16 protein-coding genes and 1 riboswitch are annotated in these 20,613 nt (G+C 43.2%); of the genes, 8 read left to right on the top strand and 8 right to left on the bottom strand.

What is annotated here, in order from left to right:
• Nucleotides 1–88 precede the first annotated feature (88 nt).
• Both OCU36_RS18150 and OCU36_RS18145 read right to left on the bottom strand, forming a co-directional pair.
• A complete protein-coding gene (locus OCU36_RS18150; RefSeq protein ID WP_261839903.1) occupies nucleotides 89–2,470 on the bottom strand; it encodes a tetratricopeptide repeat protein in 2,382 nt (793 codons plus the stop codon).
• A gap of 192 nt (nucleotides 2,471–2,662) precedes the next feature.
• Nucleotides 2,663–4,210: an arylsulfatase gene (locus OCU36_RS18145; RefSeq protein WP_261839902.1), complete on the bottom strand. Its 1,548-nt coding sequence runs from the start codon at nucleotides 4,208–4,210 to the stop codon at nucleotides 2,663–2,665.
• 343 nt (nucleotides 4,211–4,553) lie between these two features.
• Here OCU36_RS18145 and OCU36_RS18140 point away from each other — a divergent pair, with 343 nt between their 5' ends.
• A complete protein-coding gene (locus OCU36_RS18140; RefSeq protein ID WP_261839901.1) occupies nucleotides 4,554–6,116 on the top strand; it encodes an arylsulfatase in 1,563 nt (520 codons plus the stop codon).
• Between the two features lie 264 nt (nucleotides 6,117–6,380).
• Here the strand turns inward: OCU36_RS18140 and OCU36_RS18135 are convergent, their stop codons facing one another.
• Nucleotides 6,381–7,379 (bottom strand): adenosine deaminase, encoded by a 999-nt coding sequence (locus OCU36_RS18135; RefSeq protein ID WP_261839900.1) that lies wholly within the window; start codon nucleotides 7,377–7,379, stop codon nucleotides 6,381–6,383.
• Between the two features lie 88 nt (nucleotides 7,380–7,467).
• Nucleotides 7,468–7,567, bottom strand: a riboswitch (purine riboswitch).
• A 227-nt stretch (nucleotides 7,568–7,794) separates the two neighbouring features.
• Here OCU36_RS18135 and OCU36_RS18130 point away from each other — a divergent pair.
• A complete protein-coding gene (locus OCU36_RS18130) occupies nucleotides 7,795–8,292 on the top strand; it encodes a fasciclin domain-containing protein (RefSeq protein WP_261839899.1) in 498 nt (165 codons plus the stop codon).
• Between the two features lie 299 nt (nucleotides 8,293–8,591).
• Complete coding sequence (locus OCU36_RS18125; protein ID WP_261839898.1) at nucleotides 8,592–11,024, top strand: putative bifunctional diguanylate cyclase/phosphodiesterase; 2,433 nt, start codon at nucleotides 8,592–8,594, stop codon at nucleotides 11,022–11,024.
• A 174-nt stretch (nucleotides 11,025–11,198) separates the two neighbouring features.
• Here OCU36_RS18125 and OCU36_RS18120 read toward each other — a convergent pair whose 3' ends face one another.
• Nucleotides 11,199–12,224 (bottom strand): GGDEF domain-containing protein, encoded by a 1,026-nt coding sequence (locus OCU36_RS18120; protein WP_261839897.1) that lies wholly within the window; start codon nucleotides 12,222–12,224, stop codon nucleotides 11,199–11,201.
• An 11-nt stretch (nucleotides 12,225–12,235) separates the two neighbouring features.
• Nucleotides 12,236–12,691: a hypothetical protein gene (locus OCU36_RS18115; RefSeq protein ID WP_261839896.1), complete on the bottom strand. Its 456-nt coding sequence runs from the start codon at nucleotides 12,689–12,691 to the stop codon at nucleotides 12,236–12,238.
• Nucleotides 12,692–13,076: 385 nt separating this feature from the next.
• Between OCU36_RS18115 and OCU36_RS18110 the strand changes: the two genes are divergently transcribed.
• The 5 genes from OCU36_RS18110 (at nucleotide 13,077) to OCU36_RS18090 (ending at nucleotide 18,125) form a co-directional block, all read left to right on the top strand.
• On the top strand, nucleotides 13,077–13,454 hold the full coding sequence (locus OCU36_RS18110) for a c-type cytochrome (RefSeq protein WP_261839895.1): 378 nt from the start codon (nucleotides 13,077–13,079) through the stop codon (nucleotides 13,452–13,454).
• Nucleotides 13,455–13,469: 15 nt separating this feature from the next.
• Nucleotides 13,470–14,894, top strand: coding sequence for a cytochrome-c oxidase, cbb3-type subunit I (ccoN, locus tag OCU36_RS18105; RefSeq protein WP_261839894.1), 1,425 nt, complete (start codon nucleotides 13,470–13,472; stop codon nucleotides 14,892–14,894).
• The gene (locus tag OCU36_RS18100) at nucleotides 14,895–15,509 is read left to right on the top strand and encodes a cbb3-type cytochrome c oxidase subunit II (RefSeq protein ID WP_261839893.1); all 615 of its coding nucleotides are present in this window, start codon (nucleotides 14,895–14,897) and stop codon (nucleotides 15,507–15,509) included.
• Nucleotides 15,506–17,662, top strand: a complete 2,157-nt coding sequence (locus tag OCU36_RS18095) for a cytochrome c (protein ID WP_261839892.1) — start codon at nucleotides 15,506–15,508, stop codon at nucleotides 17,660–17,662. Before OCU36_RS18100 ends, OCU36_RS18095 begins: the two co-directional genes overlap by 4 nt.
• A 235-nt stretch (nucleotides 17,663–17,897) precedes the next feature.
• The gene (locus OCU36_RS18090; protein WP_261839891.1) at nucleotides 17,898–18,125 is read left to right on the top strand and encodes a PAS factor family protein; all 228 of its coding nucleotides are present in this window, start codon (nucleotides 17,898–17,900) and stop codon (nucleotides 18,123–18,125) included.
• A 104-nt stretch (nucleotides 18,126–18,229) separates the two neighbouring features.
• On the opposite strand, the gene nagA is transcribed toward OCU36_RS18090, so the two are convergent.
• From nagA to agaR, 3 genes are read right to left on the bottom strand one after another with little or no spacing between them, the layout of a single operon-like run.
• Nucleotides 18,230–19,378, bottom strand: coding sequence for an N-acetylglucosamine-6-phosphate deacetylase (nagA, locus tag OCU36_RS18085; protein WP_261839890.1), 1,149 nt, complete (start codon nucleotides 19,376–19,378; stop codon nucleotides 18,230–18,232).
• Nucleotides 19,375–19,806: a PTS sugar transporter subunit IIA gene (locus OCU36_RS18080; RefSeq protein WP_261839889.1), complete on the bottom strand. Its 432-nt coding sequence runs from the start codon at nucleotides 19,804–19,806 to the stop codon at nucleotides 19,375–19,377. The genes nagA and OCU36_RS18080 overlap by 4 nt, the downstream gene beginning before the upstream one ends.
• Nucleotides 19,803–20,612: a transcriptional repressor AgaR gene (gene agaR, locus OCU36_RS18075; RefSeq protein WP_261839888.1), complete on the bottom strand. Its 810-nt coding sequence runs from the start codon at nucleotides 20,610–20,612 to the stop codon at nucleotides 19,803–19,805. The genes OCU36_RS18080 and agaR overlap by 4 nt, the downstream gene beginning before the upstream one ends.
• Between the last annotated feature and the right edge of the window lies 1 nt (nucleotide 20,613).

The following is a 20,613-nucleotide window of genomic DNA, read 5'->3' as shown; positions in this document are numbered from 1 at the left end:
CCCTTAATTCAATCTGGCTGCGTACATCCTACTCACAAGCCCCATAACTATTAGTTATAAGCTCGATAGCCAAGCTCACCTCATCGCTTTATTTAAACCTAGCTTTCAACTGGTTAATGGCCTCCGGCGGTGCCACTTTGCTCAATGATGAAATACATTGCTCAAACGCCTTTGGTACGCCCGGTATATGGCTGTTTCGCGCCAACACTTCACACTGGGCATACAGGTGCTGTGGATTGCGGCTAAATTGGTAAGCCTTGTGCAGTGATTGACTTGCCGCAAGCACATCCGATTTTTCCAAAGCCAATCCGTACACATACCAATATTGAGGGTTGGTTTGCGCAGTTTCAGCGGCTTGTTTAAGGTAGTCCGTTGCTTGTTCGTAATCTTTCACACGAAGCAGAGACAATCCTGTGCTGTATGGCAAAACACTCGATTTAGGCTGAGCTTCAATACCTTGCTTCAAGGTCGACAACGCTTTTGCCTCGTTACCTTGCGCTCGATACAAATCCGCTAAATTGGCGTAGCTGTTTTCGAAATAAGGCTCAATCTCGATAGCGCCTAGATAAAACTCAATCGCTTTGTCGTGCTGACCTAAATCCCGGTAAACGTTGCCTAGGTTAGTACGTCCAAATCCTCTGTCGGCATTAAATTGCTGTATTTCAATGTACTCTTCCAATGCAGGCTTGATTTGGTCTTTCTGCAGAGGGTTCATTTCTCCCCAATAACGCACTAATGCGCCTGCGGTTTCTGAACGAATCGACAATACAGGGTCTTTCAATAGCGGTTCTAGAATCTGCCAACGGTCAGTAAATGGGAAACCAGACGAGCCTTGCACCACACCCAAACGGATCATTTCATTATCGTGTTTCACCGCTCTTGCCAGCGAGATCAGCGTATTCTTGCCCGTATTACCGCCCAAACGTTCTAAGCTCGATGCTCGAATGATATTGCTTAAGCTGGAATCCTGAGCCGAATACGCCAACGCATCCTCTGCCCCTCGGTGCCCTATTGAGTCAGCATAAAAGGCCACGGCAAAATGCTGCTGGTTACGATACTTAGAATCAGGGAACCACTCACCGATTTGCTTATCGGCCCACTGGTCAGTTTGATCTTCATGACAGCTAGTACACACGTTCGGCGTTTTGATGTGTTGGCTAATATCAGGACGTGGGATATGCCAACTGTGGTCACGTCTTGGGTCGACCTCCATGTAAGTCGTCTCTGGCATGTGACAAGTCGTACATTGTGAAGCCTCTGTATTCGCTTCGTGGAATGTGTGCTTCTCAGGCGTATATTCTGATGCAATGTGACATTGGCTACACACGGCTTCTTCCGCAATTTTTAGTTCTGCGGTATGGGGATCGTGGCAGTTAGTACAAGTGACGCCTTTTTCAGCCATCACTGATTGAAGGAAAGATCCGTAGACATAATCTTCATCGTAGATTTGACCATCGTTATGGTAAAGCTCAGGAGTAATTAAGCTCAGGCGATACTTATCAAAGAATGACTCGTTCACGTGGTCACCCGTTTCATTCAACTGAGTGCGTCGGCTGTGGCATTGAGCACAGGTTTGAACTTGATTGGTATGGACGATGTCTTTTGGTTGCAGGGTTGAATTACCCTCTTGATAGATCCACTCTTTGACCGACTTCGACAAGTCACGATCAAAGCCATAATGCGCCGAGACTTGAACATCCTTTCCACCGTTGGCTTTGGCTAGCTGGTTATTTGTTTGCTGGGCCTGTTCAACATGCTCACTCGCAGGGCCATGACAGGCTTCACAACCGACGTTAATCTCCGACCAAGTAGTATTATAAGTGTTGCTCGCGCTGTCGTAGTTTTTCTCTAGATTCGTTGAATGACAATCGGCACACATGAAGTTCCAGTTTTGACCGCTGTTGGTCCAGTAAAATTCATCAGTGTTGGTGGTATCAGGATAGAGGTGATACCAGCGTTGTCCGCCTTCGCCCTCAGTCCGAGAATCCCAAGCGAAGGGAATTAACTGCACACGGCCGTCTTCAAACTCAACCATGTACTGTTGAAGCGGTTCAAAGGCAAAGGTATAGCTGATTTTGTAATCTTTGAATTGGCCGTCTGGCCCTTCGATATTGACCCAGAACTCTTCGCCCTTGCGAAAAAATCGGTTGGGTTTACCGTCATGTGTGACTGTTTGATCGTTAAAATCGCCTAATACCGATTCATCTGTAGCGTGCTTCATCGCCATATCATGATGAGAGCCCTGCCACGCTTCGACTTGTTCACTGTGGCAATCAACACAAGCTTCGGAACCGACATATTTTGCTTGAGATATTGCATGCGGCGCGTATCGGCCAACTGACGACACTTGTTCATTGGCATACGCATTGACACAGAGTATCAACAACATCAGTGGAGACAAGATTGCGGATAATACTGCAACTCGCTGGTGTTTCAATCCGTTCACTAGCGAGCCCAACCATGCAGACATAACATTCCTTGTTTTTATACATCCTTATGTATAAAAAGGTAGACGTAAAAACAACGAATTTACAATTATTTAGTGGCAGTGAGCCCGATAGTTGTGACTCATATTCACGACCGGGAATGTTCTCATCGGTATGAGTATAAAAAGAGCTCCGAAGAGCTCTTTTTATCTATTCAGCTTTACTCAAACAATCATTTACTTGTTATGAGATTCCTGAAGTTTCTCCATTACCTGATCCAAGCTAAAGCTCGCGGCTTTTTGGCGCGGCGGATATTCAGCAAAGGTTTCTAAGAACTTGCCAACATACGCTTGTGCTGGAACGAACATATAAGCATGGTCTAACAACCAGTCGTAGTATGTGTTCGATGTAATGTCTGCGTTTTCGTATGGGTCCATACGTAGGTTAAACAGCTTAGGAAGACGTAACGTCACGAACGGTTCAGCCCAGATTTGCATGGTACCCGTTGCACGTTGCTCCATAAACACCGCTTTCCATTGGTTGTAACGCAGCGCCGCTAAGTCACCATCATCGGTAAAGTAGAAGATCTCAGAACGACGACCTTTTTCTTCTTCACCCGTTAAGTAAGGAAGGAAGTTATAACCATCTAAGTGAACCTTAAACGTTTTATCACCCGCAGTATAACCTTTGAGTAGTTTCTCTTTGATTTGGTCATCACCAGCAGCGGCAACGAAGGTTGGCATCCAGTCCATATGGTGCATGATCTCGTTAGATACGCTTCCAGGTTCAATCTTACCAGGCCAACGAACCATGGCTGGTACACGGTATGCGCCTTCCCAGTTGGTGTTTTTCTCACCACGGAACGGGGTTGTACCCGCATCAGGCCAAGAGTTCATGTGAGGGCCGTTATCCGTTGAGTAGAAAACGATGGTGTTGTCTTTGATTCCCAACTCATCCACTTGCTTCAATAGTTGGCCTACGTGTCGATCGTGCTCAACCATGCCATCGGCATAATTACTGATTCCCGTTACGCCTTTACTGTCTGGCTGAACATGCGTTCTAAAGTGCATACGTGTCGCGTTCCACCAAACGAAGAATGGTTTGTCCGCTTTTACTGCGCGATCCATGAAATCAAGTGCCGCATCTAGTGTTTCTTCATCGACGGTTTCCATACGCTTACGCGTTAGTGGGCCGGTATCTTCAATCTTGCCATCAGCAAATGACTTGATAACGCCACGAGGGCCAAATTTCTTACGAAACTCTGGGTCAGTTGGGTAATCTTCATTTTCTGGTTCTTCTTCAGCATTCAGGTGGTAAAGGTTGCCAAAAAATTCGTCAAACCCGTGTGCTGTAGGAAGAAATTCATCTTTATCGCCAAGGTGGTTTTTACCAAATTGACCGGTCATGTAACCCATAGGTTTCAGCATTTCTGCGATTGTCGCGTCTTCTGCTTGTAAGCCAATGTCTGCACCCGGCAAACCTACTTTACTCAAACCCGTTCGTAACACACTTTGTCCCGTAATGAAGGTAGATCGCCCCGCGGTACAAGATTGCTCAGCGTAGTAATCGGTAAACATCATGCCTTCTTTGGCAATGCTATCAATGTTCGGGGTTTTATACCCCATTAAGCCAAAGGTGTATGCGCTGACATTAGATTGACCAATATCATCCCCCCAAATGACGAGAATGTTCGGTTTTTCAGCTGCAAATGTGGTGGTCGAAGCCGCCATCATCGCAGTACCCAAAATCGCTAATCGACGTTTAACGCCATATTTCGCTGTCATAAAAACCTCTTTGTAAGTTATTTGCATCCTGCCTTACAACGTATAGTTCACTTTTTAAACTATCGCGAGATTCGCTAAGCTATTAACTTTTTGGTCATTTTTATTGGCAACTAAATACCCAACGACACGCTGAAGTCATTGTATGCAAACATCGCCAGCATAAACACAACGCTAAACAGTAAATCACAACTCAACATAAACCCATTCAAATCAAACCCTTAGATAGCAAATATAACAATTAGTTATAACCACTATAAAAAGACATAACTGATTATAAAGATTAATGTTTGCCCAACGATGTGTTGCTCTAACGCATTAATCTTTAAAGTGAATCGGAGTCCTTATGGGTACTACAATGAATAAACTGGCATTGAGTGCTGGCTTATTGGCCGCTTCTTCAGCGGTAACAGCAGCAGAAAAACCGAACATTCTTGCTATCTGGGGTGATGACATTGGTGTATTCAACATCAGTGCATACAACAACGGCATGATGGGTTACGAAACACCAAACATCGACCGTATAGCTAACGAAGGCGCACTGTTTACTGACCACTATGGTCAACAATCGTGTACAGCGGGTCGTGCTGCATTCCTAACCGGTCAAGAACCTTTCCGTACAGGTCTACTGACTATCGGTATGCCGGGCTCTGACCACGGTATCCCAGATTGGGCTCCAACAATCGCGGATCTTCTTAAAGAACAAGGCTACATGACGGCTCAGTTCGGTAAGAACCACATGGGTGATCAAGACAAACACCTTCCAACAAACCACGGTTTTGACCAGTTCTTCGGTAACCTTTACCACCTGAACGCGGAAGAAGAGCCAGAGACATACTACTACCCTAAAGATCCTGAGTTCCGTAAGAACTTCGGCCCTCGTGGTGTAATCAAGTCGACTTCTGACGGTAAAATTGAAGATACAGGTCCTATGACGCGTAAGCGTATGGAGCACGCAGATGAAGAGTTCCTAGAAGAGTCTCTAGCATTCATGGAAAAAGCCGTGAAAGCGGACAAACCCTTCTTTATCTGGCACAACACCACTCGCATGCACGTGTGGACTCGTCTACAGGAAAAATACCAAGGTAAATCTGGTATCAGCATCTACGCCGATGGCATGCTAGAGCACGATGACCAAGTGGGTATCCTTCTAGACAAGCTTGACGAGCTTAAGATCGCAGATAACACTATCGTGATCTACTCGACCGATAACGGTGCAGAAACCGTATCTTGGCCTGATGGTGGTGCTACTTACTTCCACGGTGAGAAAGGGACAACTTACGAAGGTGGTATGCGTGTTCCTCAGCTCGTTCGCTGGCCGGGGACTATCAAACCGGGAACGAAGATCAACGACATCATGGGTCACCAAGACTGGATCCCGACTCTACTAGCAGCCGCTGGTGATGATAAAGTGGTTGAGAAGTTAGCGTCTGACAAAGGGGCAACTTACAACGGTAAAAACTGGCGTGTACACCTAGATGGTTACAACTTCCTGCCTTACTTCCAAGGTAAAGAAGAAAAAGGCCCTCGTGATAGCATGCTTTACTTCTCTGCAAACGCTGAGCTAAACGCAGTTCGTTGGAATGACTTCAAGATCTCATTCGCTGTAATGGACGGTAACATCACAGATGCTGTACGTTTCCAACCAAACTGGCCTCAAGTTGTTCACCTACGTGCTGACCCATTCGAAAAAGCACCGCACGAATCGGGCATGTACCTACGCTGGATGGCAGACAACATGTGGCTATTTGTACCAGTAGGCAGCAAAGTACAAGAGTTCATGGACACACTACCTGACTACCCAATGCAACAAAGCCAAGTGTTGAACCCTGGTAACTTCAACCAGAATTCCTACATGCTTCAAGGCAAACTTAAGCAACTAGAAGCGGCAGCAGCACAAGCTAAATAATCACTCGCTAACGCTGTGAAATCGCATGATAAAACCGTGATAACACCAATGTTGTCACGGATTTTTTGATCTCAAATCACAGAGAGATACCGTAGCAGAAAGGCTCTATTTTGGGTCGGCATGTCTGATGCTGAAACCCAACAGACATTCAATCACTATGTAAAAATAACCCTTCCCGTCGCACCTGAAAATATCCAAACGACCAGCAATCACTGGCCATTTGTGAAGTAAAACAACAGACTCCCGATACTGTACCGCACCCAGCTACGCGATATAGGTCAACACCGCATCACGATATCGCCGCTTTAATGACTCCTCGATAAAACTCGCTTCAATCGCATTCAAACTGAATTGCGCTAACTCTTGGTGCGTCATCTCATGAGCTTGACTCACCGCATTAAAGTTATCCGACATGTAACCGCCAAAATAAGCGGGGTCATCCGAGTTGATTGTTACGGCCACACCCTTTCTCAACAGTTCGACAATGTTATGGTCTTCCATCACATCGAATACGCGCAATTTAATATTAGACAATGGACACACCGTCAGTGGCATTTGAGTTTTAATCAGTTGTTCGATTAAAGCTTCATCTGTCATGCACTGCACACCATGATCCACTCGACTCACGCTGAGCATTTCAATCGCATCCACGATATTTTGAGCTGGCCCTTCTTCTCCTGCATGAGCAACGGTTAGAAAGCCGGCTTGTTTCGCTTGCTGAAAGACACGTTTAAATTTCTCTGGTGGATGCCCTAATTCAGAGGAGTCTAATCCAACACCAATGATCTTATCTTGATGCCTTAGAACATCGGAGAATGTTTGAATGGCGCTCTCTTCAGGCAAATGACGCAAGAAACAAGCAATAATTTGAGAGGAGATCCCTAGCTCTCTTTGCGCACACTCAAGCGCACGATGGATACCGTTAATCACAGTATCAAATGCAATGCCACGCTCAGTATGCGTTTGAGGATCAAAGAAAATTTCAGTGTGAATGACATTATCGGCCTTGCATCTCTCTAAATAAGCCCATGTTAAATCATAGAAATCTTGTTCGGTGCGCAATGCGTCAGCACCTTGATAGTAAATATCCAGAAAAGACTGCAAATCATCAAATTCATACGCGCGTCTTAGTTGTTCTGGTGACGAATAAGGTAGGTTGATACCATTACGTTGTGCGAGTTGAAAGAGCAATTCAGGTTCGAGTGAACCTTCAATATGTAAATGCAACTCTACTTTGGGAAGCCCTTGAATAAATGCGTTCATATTCCACCTACTATGAATTTAAAATGTGCACTTACTCTGAATAATAGACAGGATATTTTTGAACGCCATTACAAAGAGTAAGAACACTATTGTGATCTAAACCCTTCGTAATCAGCACTTTGCGGGAGCTGGTAGAGACCCCCAAACCATATCATTGGGGTTATACGAAGCAAACGATTGCTATTATACCGATTTGAATAAAGATCAACAACTCACAATTGATCATCGACTCTAATTTTCGGCGATCAACAACGCACCAATGTCCCCTACCATTTTGAATATACAAAGTTTTTTAAGTAAATCCGGTCGTTTGCACAATAAATGAGTAGGAAAATGTTGTCATCCATTGATCTCTTCTCCAAACCCCTTCGTAAAAACAGACGCAATCAAACAGACAAACTCAAAGGACGACAACATGATTAATCACATTAGCAAGATCATTACTCTAATGGTTACCACCCTATTCTTTACTGCTTTTGCTCACGCTAACCACCATGGTATGAAGAAAGATATTGTAGACGTTGCAGTAGAAAATGGCTCATTCAACACGCTGGTGACTGCGGTAAAAGCCGCCGGGCTTGTTGAAACATTAAAAGGGGAAGGCCCATTTACGGTATTCGCTCCAACAGACGAAGCATTTGCCAAGTTACCTGATGGCACCATTGACATGCTTTTGAAGCCAGAAAACAAAGATAAACTGATCGCTGTACTGACCTACCATGTTGTTTCAGGCAAAGTAATGGCCGCAGATGTGATGAAAATAGATCGTGCTGACACGTTGCAAGGACAAGCGGTAATGGTTAGCACGAACGACGGCACCGTCATGATTAACAACGCAAAAGTAATTGCTGCTGATGTTAAAGCGAGCAACGGCGTAATCCACGTAATCGACACAGTGTTGCTACCAAAATAAGTCAGAAAACCCTTCACTCTATCACTTCCAATGACACTCGAAAGGGGGGGACAAGTTCTCCCTCTTTTTAGTCAGAAACTTGCCTGTCGCACCGTTCCCCAGACAACACTCCAACACTCCAACACTCCAACACTCCAACACTCCAACACTCCAACAATGGAATATCGGTCACCTCTCATTTGCAAAAATTAGGTTTTCGCACTCAATGCACTGCATTGTTCTGAAATTAGACTCCTATATTTAATTTTTGGGCTACGATTGAATTAGTGACACGGATTGTCGACAGTTTGAGATAGTTAATGCCAATATTAAAAAAACTATATTTAGTGCTTTTACCAATACTACTGTTTATCTTTACGTTAGCAGGAACTGTATTCTATCATTTCGCATCAAACCACACTAAGCAGATGTACTTTGACAAAGTGCAGTCTGACGTTAATACCGCTTTAGTTGCAGCAGAATATGAACAACTTGGTCTGTCCTTGCTAATTAAAGATATAGGGAGTTCGTTGCCGTTCCTCCGTTACATTCAAAGCCCCAGAGACTCGACCTCCTTACCTCGGTTGGAAAAGCGCGTATTTCACATCCTAAACCAACCCCACATCAGTCAATTCGGGCAACATCACATCTATGTTGTAGATCCTAAGTTCAAGTTGACGCTATCTACATTGAAACCCGATCCTATTGAGGGATTAAAAATTCCCGATAGTATTTATGAAAAGATCTTCGATATCTACACATCATTAACGAATAACAACACACTTTCTTATCAAGGTTTTTCTTATCTCTCGGTAGGTGGCGAACTCCGCTATGCTTATGTACAGGTCATAGATTCCTATAAACACTCAACAGACAAATCAGAAACTCACCGGTCAAACAAATACATCTTGATTGCTGACGGTCCTTTAAAACAACTCTCAAACCTGCTGATAAAATACAATGATCAACGCCATGTACAACTCTCTATTGAGCCTTCATACGACGTTTCTAATATCAAAAACACACAATTCGTTATTAAGTCCATCAACCAAACTAAAGGCAACATCAATGTACAGATGAGGAGTCGGCACCTGCACGCGCAAATTAATATTCAAGAGCAAAAGTTCAATCGCGACAAAGCCGTCATCGCCAGATATACACTATTCGGCAGTCTTACTACTCTCTCTATCATCATGCTAATCCTCGATCTAATTGTTCGCTACCAACTCGTGCGTCCACTTAAAGATCTATTACATGAAATCTCCATTGGTGGGCACAAACTCAGATATTTCAAACGCTCATCCGGACAGAGTGAAATTGACAGTATCAAGAACGCTTACATCGATTCATTGACCGAGTTAAAATTTGAAGCAGAATTCGACCAACTAACCAAGCTAGCGAACCGACGTTCATTCATACGCCACCTCACTATTCGCTTGAAAAGCTCAATGAGTCCACGTTGTTTTTTGGTTTGTTGGGATATCATTGACTTTCGAAAAATCAATGATTTATACGGCGCAAAAGTCGGAGATAGTGTGCTGATAAGCCTCGCGACAGCAATAAGAAAAACGCTACAGGACCAACAGTCCTCATTAGGATTTAGTTACAATGACTATTCCCTAGCGAGATTTGGAGGTAATCAGTTTATCGCTATCTTGGAAATTGATGAGCATCAACGGATAAATGAGGAAATCGAGAACATCAACAACGCAATAACCGGAACCACATTTCTTGATTATTATGGATTCAGGCTCTCACTCGCGACCGGTGTTTTACCTGTCAATACTCCCAAATTTAAAGAGGTTTGGTACCGATGTATCGATGAAATGCTGACTAAAGCCAAATCACACAGTGATGATAACAGTCGTATTGTTTACGGCGAAGAACTGCTGCATACATTAGAGCGACATGATGTGATCGAGAAAAAACTGTTGGAGTGCTGCGAAAACGATCACTTTGAACTTCGCTTTATGCCTATTTTTAATGCCCAAACACTGAACATTGATGGAGCAGAATGTCTTATTCGTTGCCCAAGTCTCTCTGATATTGAAGCCGGGCCCGATGAGTTCATTCCAGTTGCAGAAAAAAGTAATCTCATATCTAGGATCGACATGTGGGTGATTACTACAGCAATCAAAAGCTATAAAGAACTTTCAGAAATACACAATTATAAAGGTTCCTTGTCGATCAACATTTCAGCAATGGAACTCTATAATCGCAATTTTTCAGATAACATAGCGAAAGTTCTAGAACGATACCAAGTTCCATCGGACAACATCACCATTGAGATTACCGAAACCAGTTATGTAAAAAGCAATAAGCTTACAGTGCAAACTATCGAGAGCTTGAGAGAATTAGGCTTGAAAGTTTCGCTAGATGACTTCGGTACGGGGTATACGGCCTTCAATCAACTGCTTCATTACCCTATCGATGAACTAAAAATAGATAAAAGTTTCATCAACAACATTGTCGAGCATAAAGCCGACCGAAAAATGGTTGATTTAATGATTAACTTGGGCCATTCCAGTGGCACTTTAGTTGTTGGTGAGGGTGTCGAATCCATTGGGCAATATCAATACCTCAAAGAAGCAAACTGTGACTTAATACAGGGTTACTTATTCTGTAAACCACTCACTTACCTTCAATTTATTGATTTTATACGAAACCATGATGCTCAAGCAGTTTTAAAAACTCATACTATCTCAGACACTGATCCTGATGAAATAATTATTGCCCTTACTAATAAAGGGTAACTTCGCTTAAAATTACATTTCCCATAATTTTCAGCGGTTTATAAAACCCACATCATTAATGTAATGACATACCCTTATCAGTATCACTAAAAAATAAAGGAAGTCTGCGTTGAACACCCCATACATAGCAACATAGAGTGCGCGAAAAACAACAAAAATGCCGCATGGAATACGTCATGCTTGCATCGTAGTTAATAACTCCATTATATCTCTAGAACTTATATTCCTCTTTTCTCTTATTACCACGTCAATCATAAGATCCAAGTTACCCGTTGAGATATAGTCACTGAACACATCATTGAATGTCTCCTTTATCTCATTACGTGGATATACATTTTCTGGAATAAAGAATACAAAATGTCCTCCACTGAAACGAAACGAAACCGTCCCCTTAGGAACATGATTAGACAGAGACTGAGCCGCAGAACTCACCACAAGATCTCCGTATTCAATGCCGTATTTTTGGTTGATTTCACTGAGATTACGGATTCGCACAAAATACAAAGCAAGAGATTGCTCTTTCGAGTAATTGTTTTTCGCAAAATCAATTAATGAAATTCGGTTACGAAATCCAGTCAGAGAATCAATTGAGAGAAGTTTTTGTTTAACGAAAAAATCAATAAAAAAGACCACACCAGTGATCAACAACATCAATATAATCAATACACTACTGATTTTGTTCACGCTAACAAACTTATCGACAACAGACGTATTATTGATGACTAAAGGGCTTTGCAGAGCGAACTTTTCATTTATCACTGCTAACAGTGCATGATAACAAATGTCGATTTTTTTCTGTAGAGACTCTTGTGGCAAACGTCCGAGACTGACTAACTTAATTGATGATTCTAACGCTTTAAACTTATCAAACTCTTTAATAAAGTTAACATCAAAGCTTGTCGAATTAATAAAAAAAGAGGACTTATTTCTGTTAGTCAAAATATCAAATCGGCTCCAAGTTAGATCGTAAGCCAACCATAACTCATCATAATTTATCTTGTCATTTTGGCTAACCATCAAAAAATTGGCGTATTCTTTCATTAATTGAAATACAAACCATGTAGCTTCGTTTTGGCTATTAGAGAAGCTCTTATTGATATCGTTTACCCGGTTAAAACTATAAATATTGATTGTAATAATGATAACTGACAAGAATACAATGAAAACTTTGACTATATCTAAGGACAACAGCTTTTTCATGGTCGAAGCCTCTACAGGTGAATATCTCTTATCTGCCAAATCATTTTGGCGTAAAAATCCGCATTGTTGATATCTGGGTTTGACGATATTGGATAGATCAACCAATACGGTCCTTTTTCTCTCACCGACATGAACTTACCGTTTTGTTTGATAGCAATAATTGGCTGATAGTCAAAAAAATCATCTTGAGGCACAGCAACTTTATAATCATTTAATGCCACAAAAATGACTTTTGGTGATATAGGCACATTGATTGTTTCAAGTACTGCAAGTAACGTCACCCCACTATAAACTCGTTCTCCCTCTACCCATGGCAAGGAGGTAGTGATCTCCTTCTGAGGAAGCGATAGTAGCTGTTCTCGACTGAATTCATGCTTTTGTCCTAAATGATCAAAAACGGTTAATGCTGATGCAGCAAAAATGGAGGATGAACAGAATACAAGCAGAAACAGAAGCACAACTCTCATTTATAACACCATCTCAGTAAGGTTATTAAATTGAGTTTAGTCGATATTATTCACTTAACGCACCTAGTGATTCGCTAATTTTCAATGGTGTGGATCTCCCGCAATGTGCACCTCCAACCGGTTTTACATCGTCCCTTGATCATAAAAACATCGTATTTTGATCACCACAAGCAATCCAATTCACGACATGAACCCGTATTGACCTGTGTTATTAGCAATACAAATGATTCTACAACTGGCAAGAATGGCTGTCTTTGCATAACCTTTAACCAAACATTAAGCCGCTTTACGAGTCTTTTAGTGGGTAACAAGACGTTTCAAATCCATCTGTTGCCATAAGTATCACGCGAGGAAGGCTTACCTCTTCATAATCAAGGAATCGATAATGAGTTTAGACAAGCAAATATTTAAACCTTTGCAGATAGTAGGTGGCCTCATCATGACACTAGTCACGCTGCCTATTTTCGCAGAAACTAACCAAGAACAGTTTGAATTGGGTAAACAAAAAGCCAAGGTGTGTATGACGTGCCACGGCGTTGATGGCATATCAACACAAGAGCCTTACCCCAACCTTCGCGGCCAAAAAATCGGCTACCTGATCTCCTCATTGAAAGATTATCAGACCCGAGAACGCACAAGTGGTCTCGCTGTACTGATGCAACAACAAGCCGACATGCTAACCGATCAGGACATTCAAGATATCTCATACTATTACTCTCAACTTGGTAACAACTCAACATTGGATAGCGACTCTAAACTTTAGGCAAGGAGCCTTGTTATGGAACAAGTGACAACCCAGTACAGCATCAAAGTTGTGAAGTACTTTATTATCGCTTCCTTAATCTGGGCCATTTTAGGGATGATCATTGGTGTCATCTTAGCCGCGCAGTTGTATTGGCCAGTGCTAAATTTCGATTCAGAATATTTCCAATTTGGTCGTCTTCGCCCTCTCCATACCTCTGGAGTGATCTATGGCTTCGTGGTCAACATTTTAATGGGGACCTCTTTGTACATTGCCCAAAGAACGGGCCACTGCGAGATATTCAATAAAAGCCTCTCATGGATGGTCTTCTGGGGTTGGCAACTGGTTTTGTTGCTCGCGCTCATCTCTCTTCCTGCGGGATACACTACATCAAAAGAGTATGCCGAATTAGAATGGCCGATTGATCTGCTTATCGTGCTCGTTTGGGTGCTCTACGCCGTGCTGTTCTTTGGCACCATCGCCAAGCGTAAAGTCGAACATATCTTCGTCGCCAACTGGTTCTTCGCGGCCTTCATTATCGTAATTGCGATGATCTTCATTGTTAATAACCTTGCTATGCCCGTTTCCGCCATGAAATCTTACTCAGTGTTTGCTGGAGCACAAGACGCCATCGTTCAATGGTGGTGGGGACATAACGCGGTGGGCTTTTTATTGACCGCAGGTGTCATTGGCATGAATTACTACTTTATTCCCAAAGCCGCTGAGCGCCCTATCTACTCTTATCGATTATCTATCATTCATTTTTGGGGCTTAGTTGGTTTTTATACTTGGGCAGGAACTCACCACCTGATCTACTCTTCCGTTCCTGTGTGGGTTCAAAATATTGGTATCGTGATGTCATTGATCCTGTGGCTCCCTTCTTGGGCCGGTGCTTTTAACAGCGCGATGACCCTTCTGCAAAACAAAGAGAAACTTAAGTCCGACTACATTCTGCTCTTTTTCTTTTCGGCGATTCTCTATTACTGCTTGGCAACATTTGAAGGGCCCCTGCTTGCTATTCGTTGGTTCAACATGGTGGCACACAACACCGAATGGATCATCGGACACGTGCACTCAGGCGCTCTTGGTTGGGTAGCGATGTCTGGAATTGCCGTTTTCTATTACTTCATTCCACGTTTATGGGGAAAAACAGACCTTTGGTCTCCAAGACTGCTTAAATGGCATTTTTGGTTAGCGCATGCGGGCATCGCTATTTATGCCATCGCGCTTTGGGTTGCTGGTATTGGTGAAGGCTACATGTGGTTGACTCAGAAGGAAAATGGCGAGCTTATGTTTAGTTTTGTTGAAGCTATGAACTTTAAAGCACCTTGGCTATTCCTACGTTTCTTTGGTGGTGCGCTGTTTGTACTTGGATTGTTCTTAATGGCTTTCAACTTGTACAAAACGGTTCGTATGCCCGTAGTACATGATGCTAAACACACCGTTAATGAGGGGGCTTAAATGATGAGTAAAGACTTTACACATTCAATCGTCATTTTAATTTTGACCACTGTTGTCGTGGCCTCCTTCTCTTTGTTGGTCTGGGTCGTACCAAGCATTGTCCGTGGCGAAGATATTGCCAAAGGCAGCTTAGCGATGCCACTCACACCGATTGAGTTAGCAGGCCGAGACATCTATATCAGTGAAGGCTGCCATGTGTGCCACACACAAATGGTTCGCCCTCTTGAGCCAGAAGTGAAACGTAATGGTCGCCCGAACCAAGAAGCAGACGATATCTATGAGTTTCCTAACTTGTGGGGATCTAAACGTACTGGCCCTGACCTCACTAACTTAGGTAGAAAGTATTCTGACCAATGGCATGTTATTCACTTAATTGATCCTCGAAAAGTTGTACCGACCTCGATCATGCCCTCTTACCCGTGGCTGTTTGAGCAGACTCTGACTGGCGATGATATCAGCGCCAAAATGGAAGTGTTACGTACCTTAGGCGTGCCTTATACCGATCAAGACATTGGCGACGCCCGATTGCAAGTAAGAGGTAAAACCAAAGGTGAAGCTCTGATTCGCTATTTACAAAGCTTGGGTAAAGATACGTCACAGGAGGTATCACAATGAGCACATTCTGGAATCTATGGGCGGTACTCTTAACCTTAATATTCTTTGTTCTGATGGTGTCTGTTGTCGTTAAATACTGGCGTAGCAATCACAAGGCCGATCACGACCACACCATTGGCACCTTTGATGGTATTGAAGAGAAAGATGCGCCTCCACCTAAGTTACTATTCGTTGGTTACGCCATAGCATTTCTGTTGTCCGCTGGTTATTTGGTGCTCTACCCCGGGCTCGGCGAATGGGAAGGGGTAGTCGATTGGAAGCAAAGTGACGACAAGCTCAGCTCACCGACCACCACTCTCAATGAACAATTTTCACAAACCAGTGAAACCACGTTAGAAGGATTGGCTGCAGTCCCAGAGATCGTGAATAGCGGTAAGATCTTATTCCAAACCCACTGCGCCGCATGTCACCGTGATAACGCTCAGGGCCAGAAACACTTCCCTAACCTGATCGACCAAGAGTGGCTTTACGGGGGGAGTGATGAGGCCATTATTCATTCAATCGCCAAAGGGCGCAATGGTGCAATGCCGGGATGGAGCGAAGTGCTTCGCCCAGACGAAGTCGCGAAACTTTCATATTATCTCGCGTCGCTTAATCAGCGACATACCGATGTACCTGAGGTGAAGGTTGAGCTTGGTAAAACCTTGTTCGCGAAGTATTGCTCGTCTTGTCACGCTGACGGTTCTGGCGCCAACCCACACATCGGTGTTCCTGATCTTTCTGACGATATTTGGCTGCATGGCGGCAGTATTGAAGAGATTCAACATACGATCAACTATGGCTTGAACAACCTAATGCCAGCGTTTGATGAGCAACTCACCGCCAATGAAATACTCGCACTTGGGGCTTACATCCGACACGCTGGTGAAGTAGAGCAACAAAGGCTCGCGAGTTTGAAAGCATCATCGGTTGAGCGCGGAGAATATCTCGCTTACGCCGGTGACTGTGTCGCTTGTCATAGTGCAGAAGGTGGCGAACCTTTTGCTGGCGGCCTACCGTTTGTGACCCCTTTCGGCACCGTGTATTCAACCAACATAACCCCACACACCACCGAAGGGATTGGGACTTATGACTTCGATGATTTCCGAGCCGCATTAGTTGCAGGTAAAGGCAAGAATGGTTATCTCTACCCTGCAATGCCTTACACCTCTTATCAATATCTCACCGACCAAGACATGATCGATTTGTGGGAATACATGCAGTCAATCACTGCCGTGCCACGACGCAATGATGACAACAGCATGATGTTTCCATCCAATATTCGCTTAGGTTTGCTTGGCTGGAACATCGTATTCATGGATACCGACCCTATTAATTACGAAGTACCAGAGGAACTTAAAGGGAAAATTGAGGATGTCGATAAGTGGCAACAAGGCAAATATTGGGTCGCAGGACTTGGTCACTGTTCAGAGTGCCACACGCCACGAAACATTGCTCAAGCACTGATACCAGAACGTATTTTCCAAGGTAATTTGATCGACGGTTGGAACGCGCCTGATATCACAGCCAATGAACTCTATATCGATGGTTGGGATGAAGCAACTCTCACCGACTTTTTACACACAGGACATTCAGACAAAGGCACCGCTTTTGCCGGTATGGCTGATGTAGTGAAAAACAGCCTGAGTTTAATGACGCGTGAAGATATTGAGTCGATGTCCTATTACCTGCTCCGTGGGGACATCAACAACACTATTGCCAATGATGCAGTTCAGTTACAGCCTAAAGGGTTTGATGAAACCGCATATAGCAGTGAAATCTACACCACCTATCGTCAAACTTGTGGAGCGTGTCATGGTGACGATGGTAAAGGTCGTGCCCCTATCGCCCCTACTCTGTTGAATAACGGAATCATCATGCACAGCGACCCATTCAACACCATTGCGGTAACCGTGCGCGGCTTGCAACCCACCTATCTCGACAAAGACCGAAACTTCATGCCAATGGCAAGCTTTGAAGATGTGCTTTCAGATCAAAAACTGGCTGAGTTGATCACCTTCGTGCGATTATATCTTGGGGATAGAAAGAAACCCGTCACTCCCGAAGATGTTCGTGAAGTTAGAGAAACATTAGAAGCTGCGGGTTATGCAGGCGGCTTACATACCACGCCAGATATGTATGATCGCAGAGACAATACGATCAACATTCGATAAGCGCTGTAGAACCGATAAGATCAGCAAGCAACAGCAACCCAAAGGAGGCCCACGAGTCTCCTTTGGGTTTGCCCAAGCCCGATCTTCCGATGCTTTGCTACACAACACAACCTAACCATAACCAACTGATTACAAAGTTAAACAAAGCGGCACATAATGCGATCAATTTCACAGAACAAGGATGGCGCCAAGTGCATAATATGCAAAATTTTCTAAAGATGTACTAAGGACAGTTATGGATACCACTACACTCATCTACGATACGTTGGAAGGCCTGTCGAGCGCGGAACCACAGCAACACGCTCAAATCCGCCAAAATCTATACAAACAACTAGATTTATCATTTGAGAAGCAGTTAGCGTTGTATTCATCCGTTCTAGGTCCAGCGAGTGCTGGTAGATTAACCAACTTAGACAGCGCTGTTATGTCCGCATGCAAGATTGTTGGTTTAGAAAACAATTAGTGAATCTGCAACCTATCTCTACTTAACGCTGCATTCGTGCAGCGTTTTTTATTTGAGGCATGGGGCGTCGCTTTTAATCATACGGCAACACCCCCGTCATGGCCTTAATCGTAGCCGATGATTTCACCATTCATCACTGTCTCGACAATATCCAGATTTTCATCAAATATGACTAAGTTAGCTCTCTTCCCTACACTGACTGAGCCCATATCTTCAAAAACATCCATATATTTAGCAGGAACAGATGTTGCCATTTGAATCGCTTCCCATAATGGAACATTAGCTTGGTTCACCATCATTTTTATAGAACCAGCAAGTTCACAAGTACTTCCCGCAAGAGAACCTGACTGAGTTCTGGTTATGCCCTCTTTTACAATAACGTCTAAAGAACCAAGCTTGTACTTTCCGTCACTTAATCCTCCAGCACGCATGCAATCTGATATAAGGACTAGCTTCTTGTATCCTTTCATCCGATACGCGAGATTTAAAATAGCTTCATTAACGTGGATCCCGTCAGCGATAATTTCAGCTAACATATCCAAGTAGAGTACAGCGCCAGTGCAGCCTGGCTCACGATGGTGCAACGGCGACATACCGTTGAACAAATGGACCCCACAGTCCACCCCTAGGTTATGTGCAGTGGTCATCTCAGAGAAATTTGCGTTTGTATGAGCTGCTGCAACTTTTATCCCTAACTCACGAAAACGACAAATAGCTTCATTGGCGTAAGGGAGTTCAGGGGCGATTGCAACACGCTTTAACGAAGAACCAGATGCGGCCAAAAATTCGTCTACAAAGCACTCTTGCGGCTCAATCAATAAATGCTCTGGGTGTGCTCCTCGATATATCCGATTTAGAAAAGGTCCCTCAAGAAACGAACCGAGAATGGTGGCCTCTTTATCGGGTTGTACTTTTATGTAAGCATCGACATTCGCCAGTGCAGCTCTGACATTGGGAATCTCATCAGTTACTGTCGTTGCTACCCAGCTTGTGACGCCAATTTTACATAAATCGCGAGATATTTCAGATAAAGCTTTGTGTGTCGCATCCATAACATCGAACCCAACACGCCCATGAATATGAATATCGATCAACCCTGGCGCAAGTGTGCCATCATATCGATGAATGGCATCACAATCGCCGGGCTTATCTGTGACAATATCGATAATGATGCCATCTTCAACAATGACATAACCACCATAAATCATGCCATCTTCTACGACAATTTGATTAGCGGTAAATGCAGTCCTCATAAAAACGCCTCATCACTCGAAAGGTTACTCAGTGCAGGCCCTTCAATTAATGGTCTAATACTTTTTACTGACTCAGACGATAATTGAATAACAAACTCCGTTAGTTCATTTAAAGTCATGTCATCTTTTTCATTGACTGCATTAAGAACCATGGGAAGATTAGCTCCGGAAACAACCTCAATATTCTTATTACATGAAAGAAAACTAGAAGCCACATTACAAGGAGTACCGCCAAGTAAATCAACCAGAAATAAAGTAAAGTCATACTTATCAATTTCACTCTGGTATGTACTCGCAAGTTCGCTTGATGACATCGAAGTGTTGTAATCAATAAACGTAACGCATTCAGGCTCTCCCAAGACAGCTTCTACCGCACTTTTTATCCCAGATGCGAAATTCAAATGACCGCTAATTATAATACCTATCATGACCTATCCTCTTTAGAAATTAACAAATTAATACCAAACTTATTGCACATGTTTATATACTCATTGGGAACACCAGAATCAGTAATTATGGTGTCAATATTCTTAATGGGACAAATTACATTATGCTTGCGAACTCCAAATTTAGAGGAATCACAAACGATGATGACTTTATCTGATATTGAACAAAATAAGCGGTTTATTTTTGCTTCTGACTCATCAAAAGTAGTAACCCCGGCAGAGATATCTAAGCCATCGACGCCAAGAAAGTATTTATCAAATCTATATGTCATTATTTGACTCTCCTGAAAACCATCACTAAACGAAAGCGCTTTTTTTCTAAGCCGGCCTCCATTCATTATTATGTTGATGTTTTTACTTTTTGATAAACACATAGCAATATTTAAGCCATTAGTTAAGACTGTTAACGGTACATCTTCAAGCTCTTCAGCAAGTCGCTCAGTTGTTGAGCCTGAGTCGAGGATAATGGCTTCCCCACTTTCTATTGTCGAAGCCGCCAACCCGGCCACCCCGCACTTTAAATCTTTGTTTATAACAATCTTTTCTTCAACTGGCGATTCTCTACTCGTCTCTTTGTTTGGTATTAATGCGTATCCATGAGCACGAATAAGCTCACCAACATCCTCCAGTTTCTTTAAGTCATTTCGTATTGTCACTTCAGAAACCCGTAATATATTAGATAAATAGGATACTCTTACTCTGCTTTTGTCATGAAGGATTTTAATTATTTCATCACGACGTTCAATGGTGGTGAAGTTTTCATTATCCGGTCTTTCTGAATCATTCATA

The organism is Vibrio artabrorum, from assembly GCF_024347295.1.
GTDB lineage: Bacteria > Pseudomonadota > Gammaproteobacteria > Enterobacterales > Vibrionaceae > Vibrio > Vibrio artabrorum.
The sequence above is the reverse complement of the archived record's forward strand: the minus strand, read 5'-3'. Positions and strand labels throughout refer to the sequence as shown.

What these genes read in the sequence shown, in the direction of transcription:
- OCU36_RS18150 (WP_261839903.1), bottom strand. Translation starts at nt 2,470, where the DNA reads ATGTCTGCATGGTTGGGCTCGCTAGTGAACGGATTGAAACACCAGCGA.
- OCU36_RS18145 (WP_261839902.1), bottom strand. Translation starts at nt 4,210, where the DNA reads ATGACAGCGAAATATGGCGTTAAACGTCGATTAGCGATTTTGGGTACT.
- OCU36_RS18140 (WP_261839901.1), top strand. Translation starts at nt 4,554, where the DNA reads ATGGGTACTACAATGAATAAACTGGCATTGAGTGCTGGCTTATTGGCC.
- OCU36_RS18135 (WP_261839900.1), bottom strand. Translation starts at nt 7,379, where the DNA reads ATGAACGCATTTATTCAAGGGCTTCCCAAAGTAGAGTTGCATTTACAT.
- OCU36_RS18130 (WP_261839899.1), top strand. Translation starts at nt 7,795, where the DNA reads ATGATTAATCACATTAGCAAGATCATTACTCTAATGGTTACCACCCTA.
- OCU36_RS18125 (WP_261839898.1), top strand. Translation starts at nt 8,592, where the DNA reads ATGCCAATATTAAAAAAACTATATTTAGTGCTTTTACCAATACTACTG.
- OCU36_RS18120 (WP_261839897.1), bottom strand. Translation starts at nt 12,224, where the DNA reads ATGAAAAAGCTGTTGTCCTTAGATATAGTCAAAGTTTTCATTGTATTC.
- OCU36_RS18115 (WP_261839896.1), bottom strand. Translation starts at nt 12,691, where the DNA reads ATGAGAGTTGTGCTTCTGTTTCTGCTTGTATTCTGTTCATCCTCCATT.
- OCU36_RS18110 (WP_261839895.1), top strand. Translation starts at nt 13,077, where the DNA reads ATGAGTTTAGACAAGCAAATATTTAAACCTTTGCAGATAGTAGGTGGC.
- ccoN (WP_261839894.1), top strand. Translation starts at nt 13,470, where the DNA reads ATGGAACAAGTGACAACCCAGTACAGCATCAAAGTTGTGAAGTACTTT.
- OCU36_RS18100 (WP_261839893.1), top strand. Translation starts at nt 14,895, where the DNA reads ATGATGAGTAAAGACTTTACACATTCAATCGTCATTTTAATTTTGACC.
- OCU36_RS18095 (WP_261839892.1), top strand. Translation starts at nt 15,506, where the DNA reads ATGAGCACATTCTGGAATCTATGGGCGGTACTCTTAACCTTAATATTC.
- OCU36_RS18090 (WP_261839891.1), top strand. Translation starts at nt 17,898, where the DNA reads ATGGATACCACTACACTCATCTACGATACGTTGGAAGGCCTGTCGAGC.
- nagA (WP_261839890.1), bottom strand. Translation starts at nt 19,378, where the DNA reads ATGAGGACTGCATTTACCGCTAATCAAATTGTCGTAGAAGATGGCATG.
- OCU36_RS18080 (WP_261839889.1), bottom strand. Translation starts at nt 19,806, where the DNA reads ATGATAGGTATTATAATTAGCGGTCATTTGAATTTCGCATCTGGGATA.
- agaR (WP_261839888.1), bottom strand. Translation starts at nt 20,612, where the DNA reads ATGAATGATTCAGAAAGACCGGATAATGAAAACTTCACCACCATTGAA.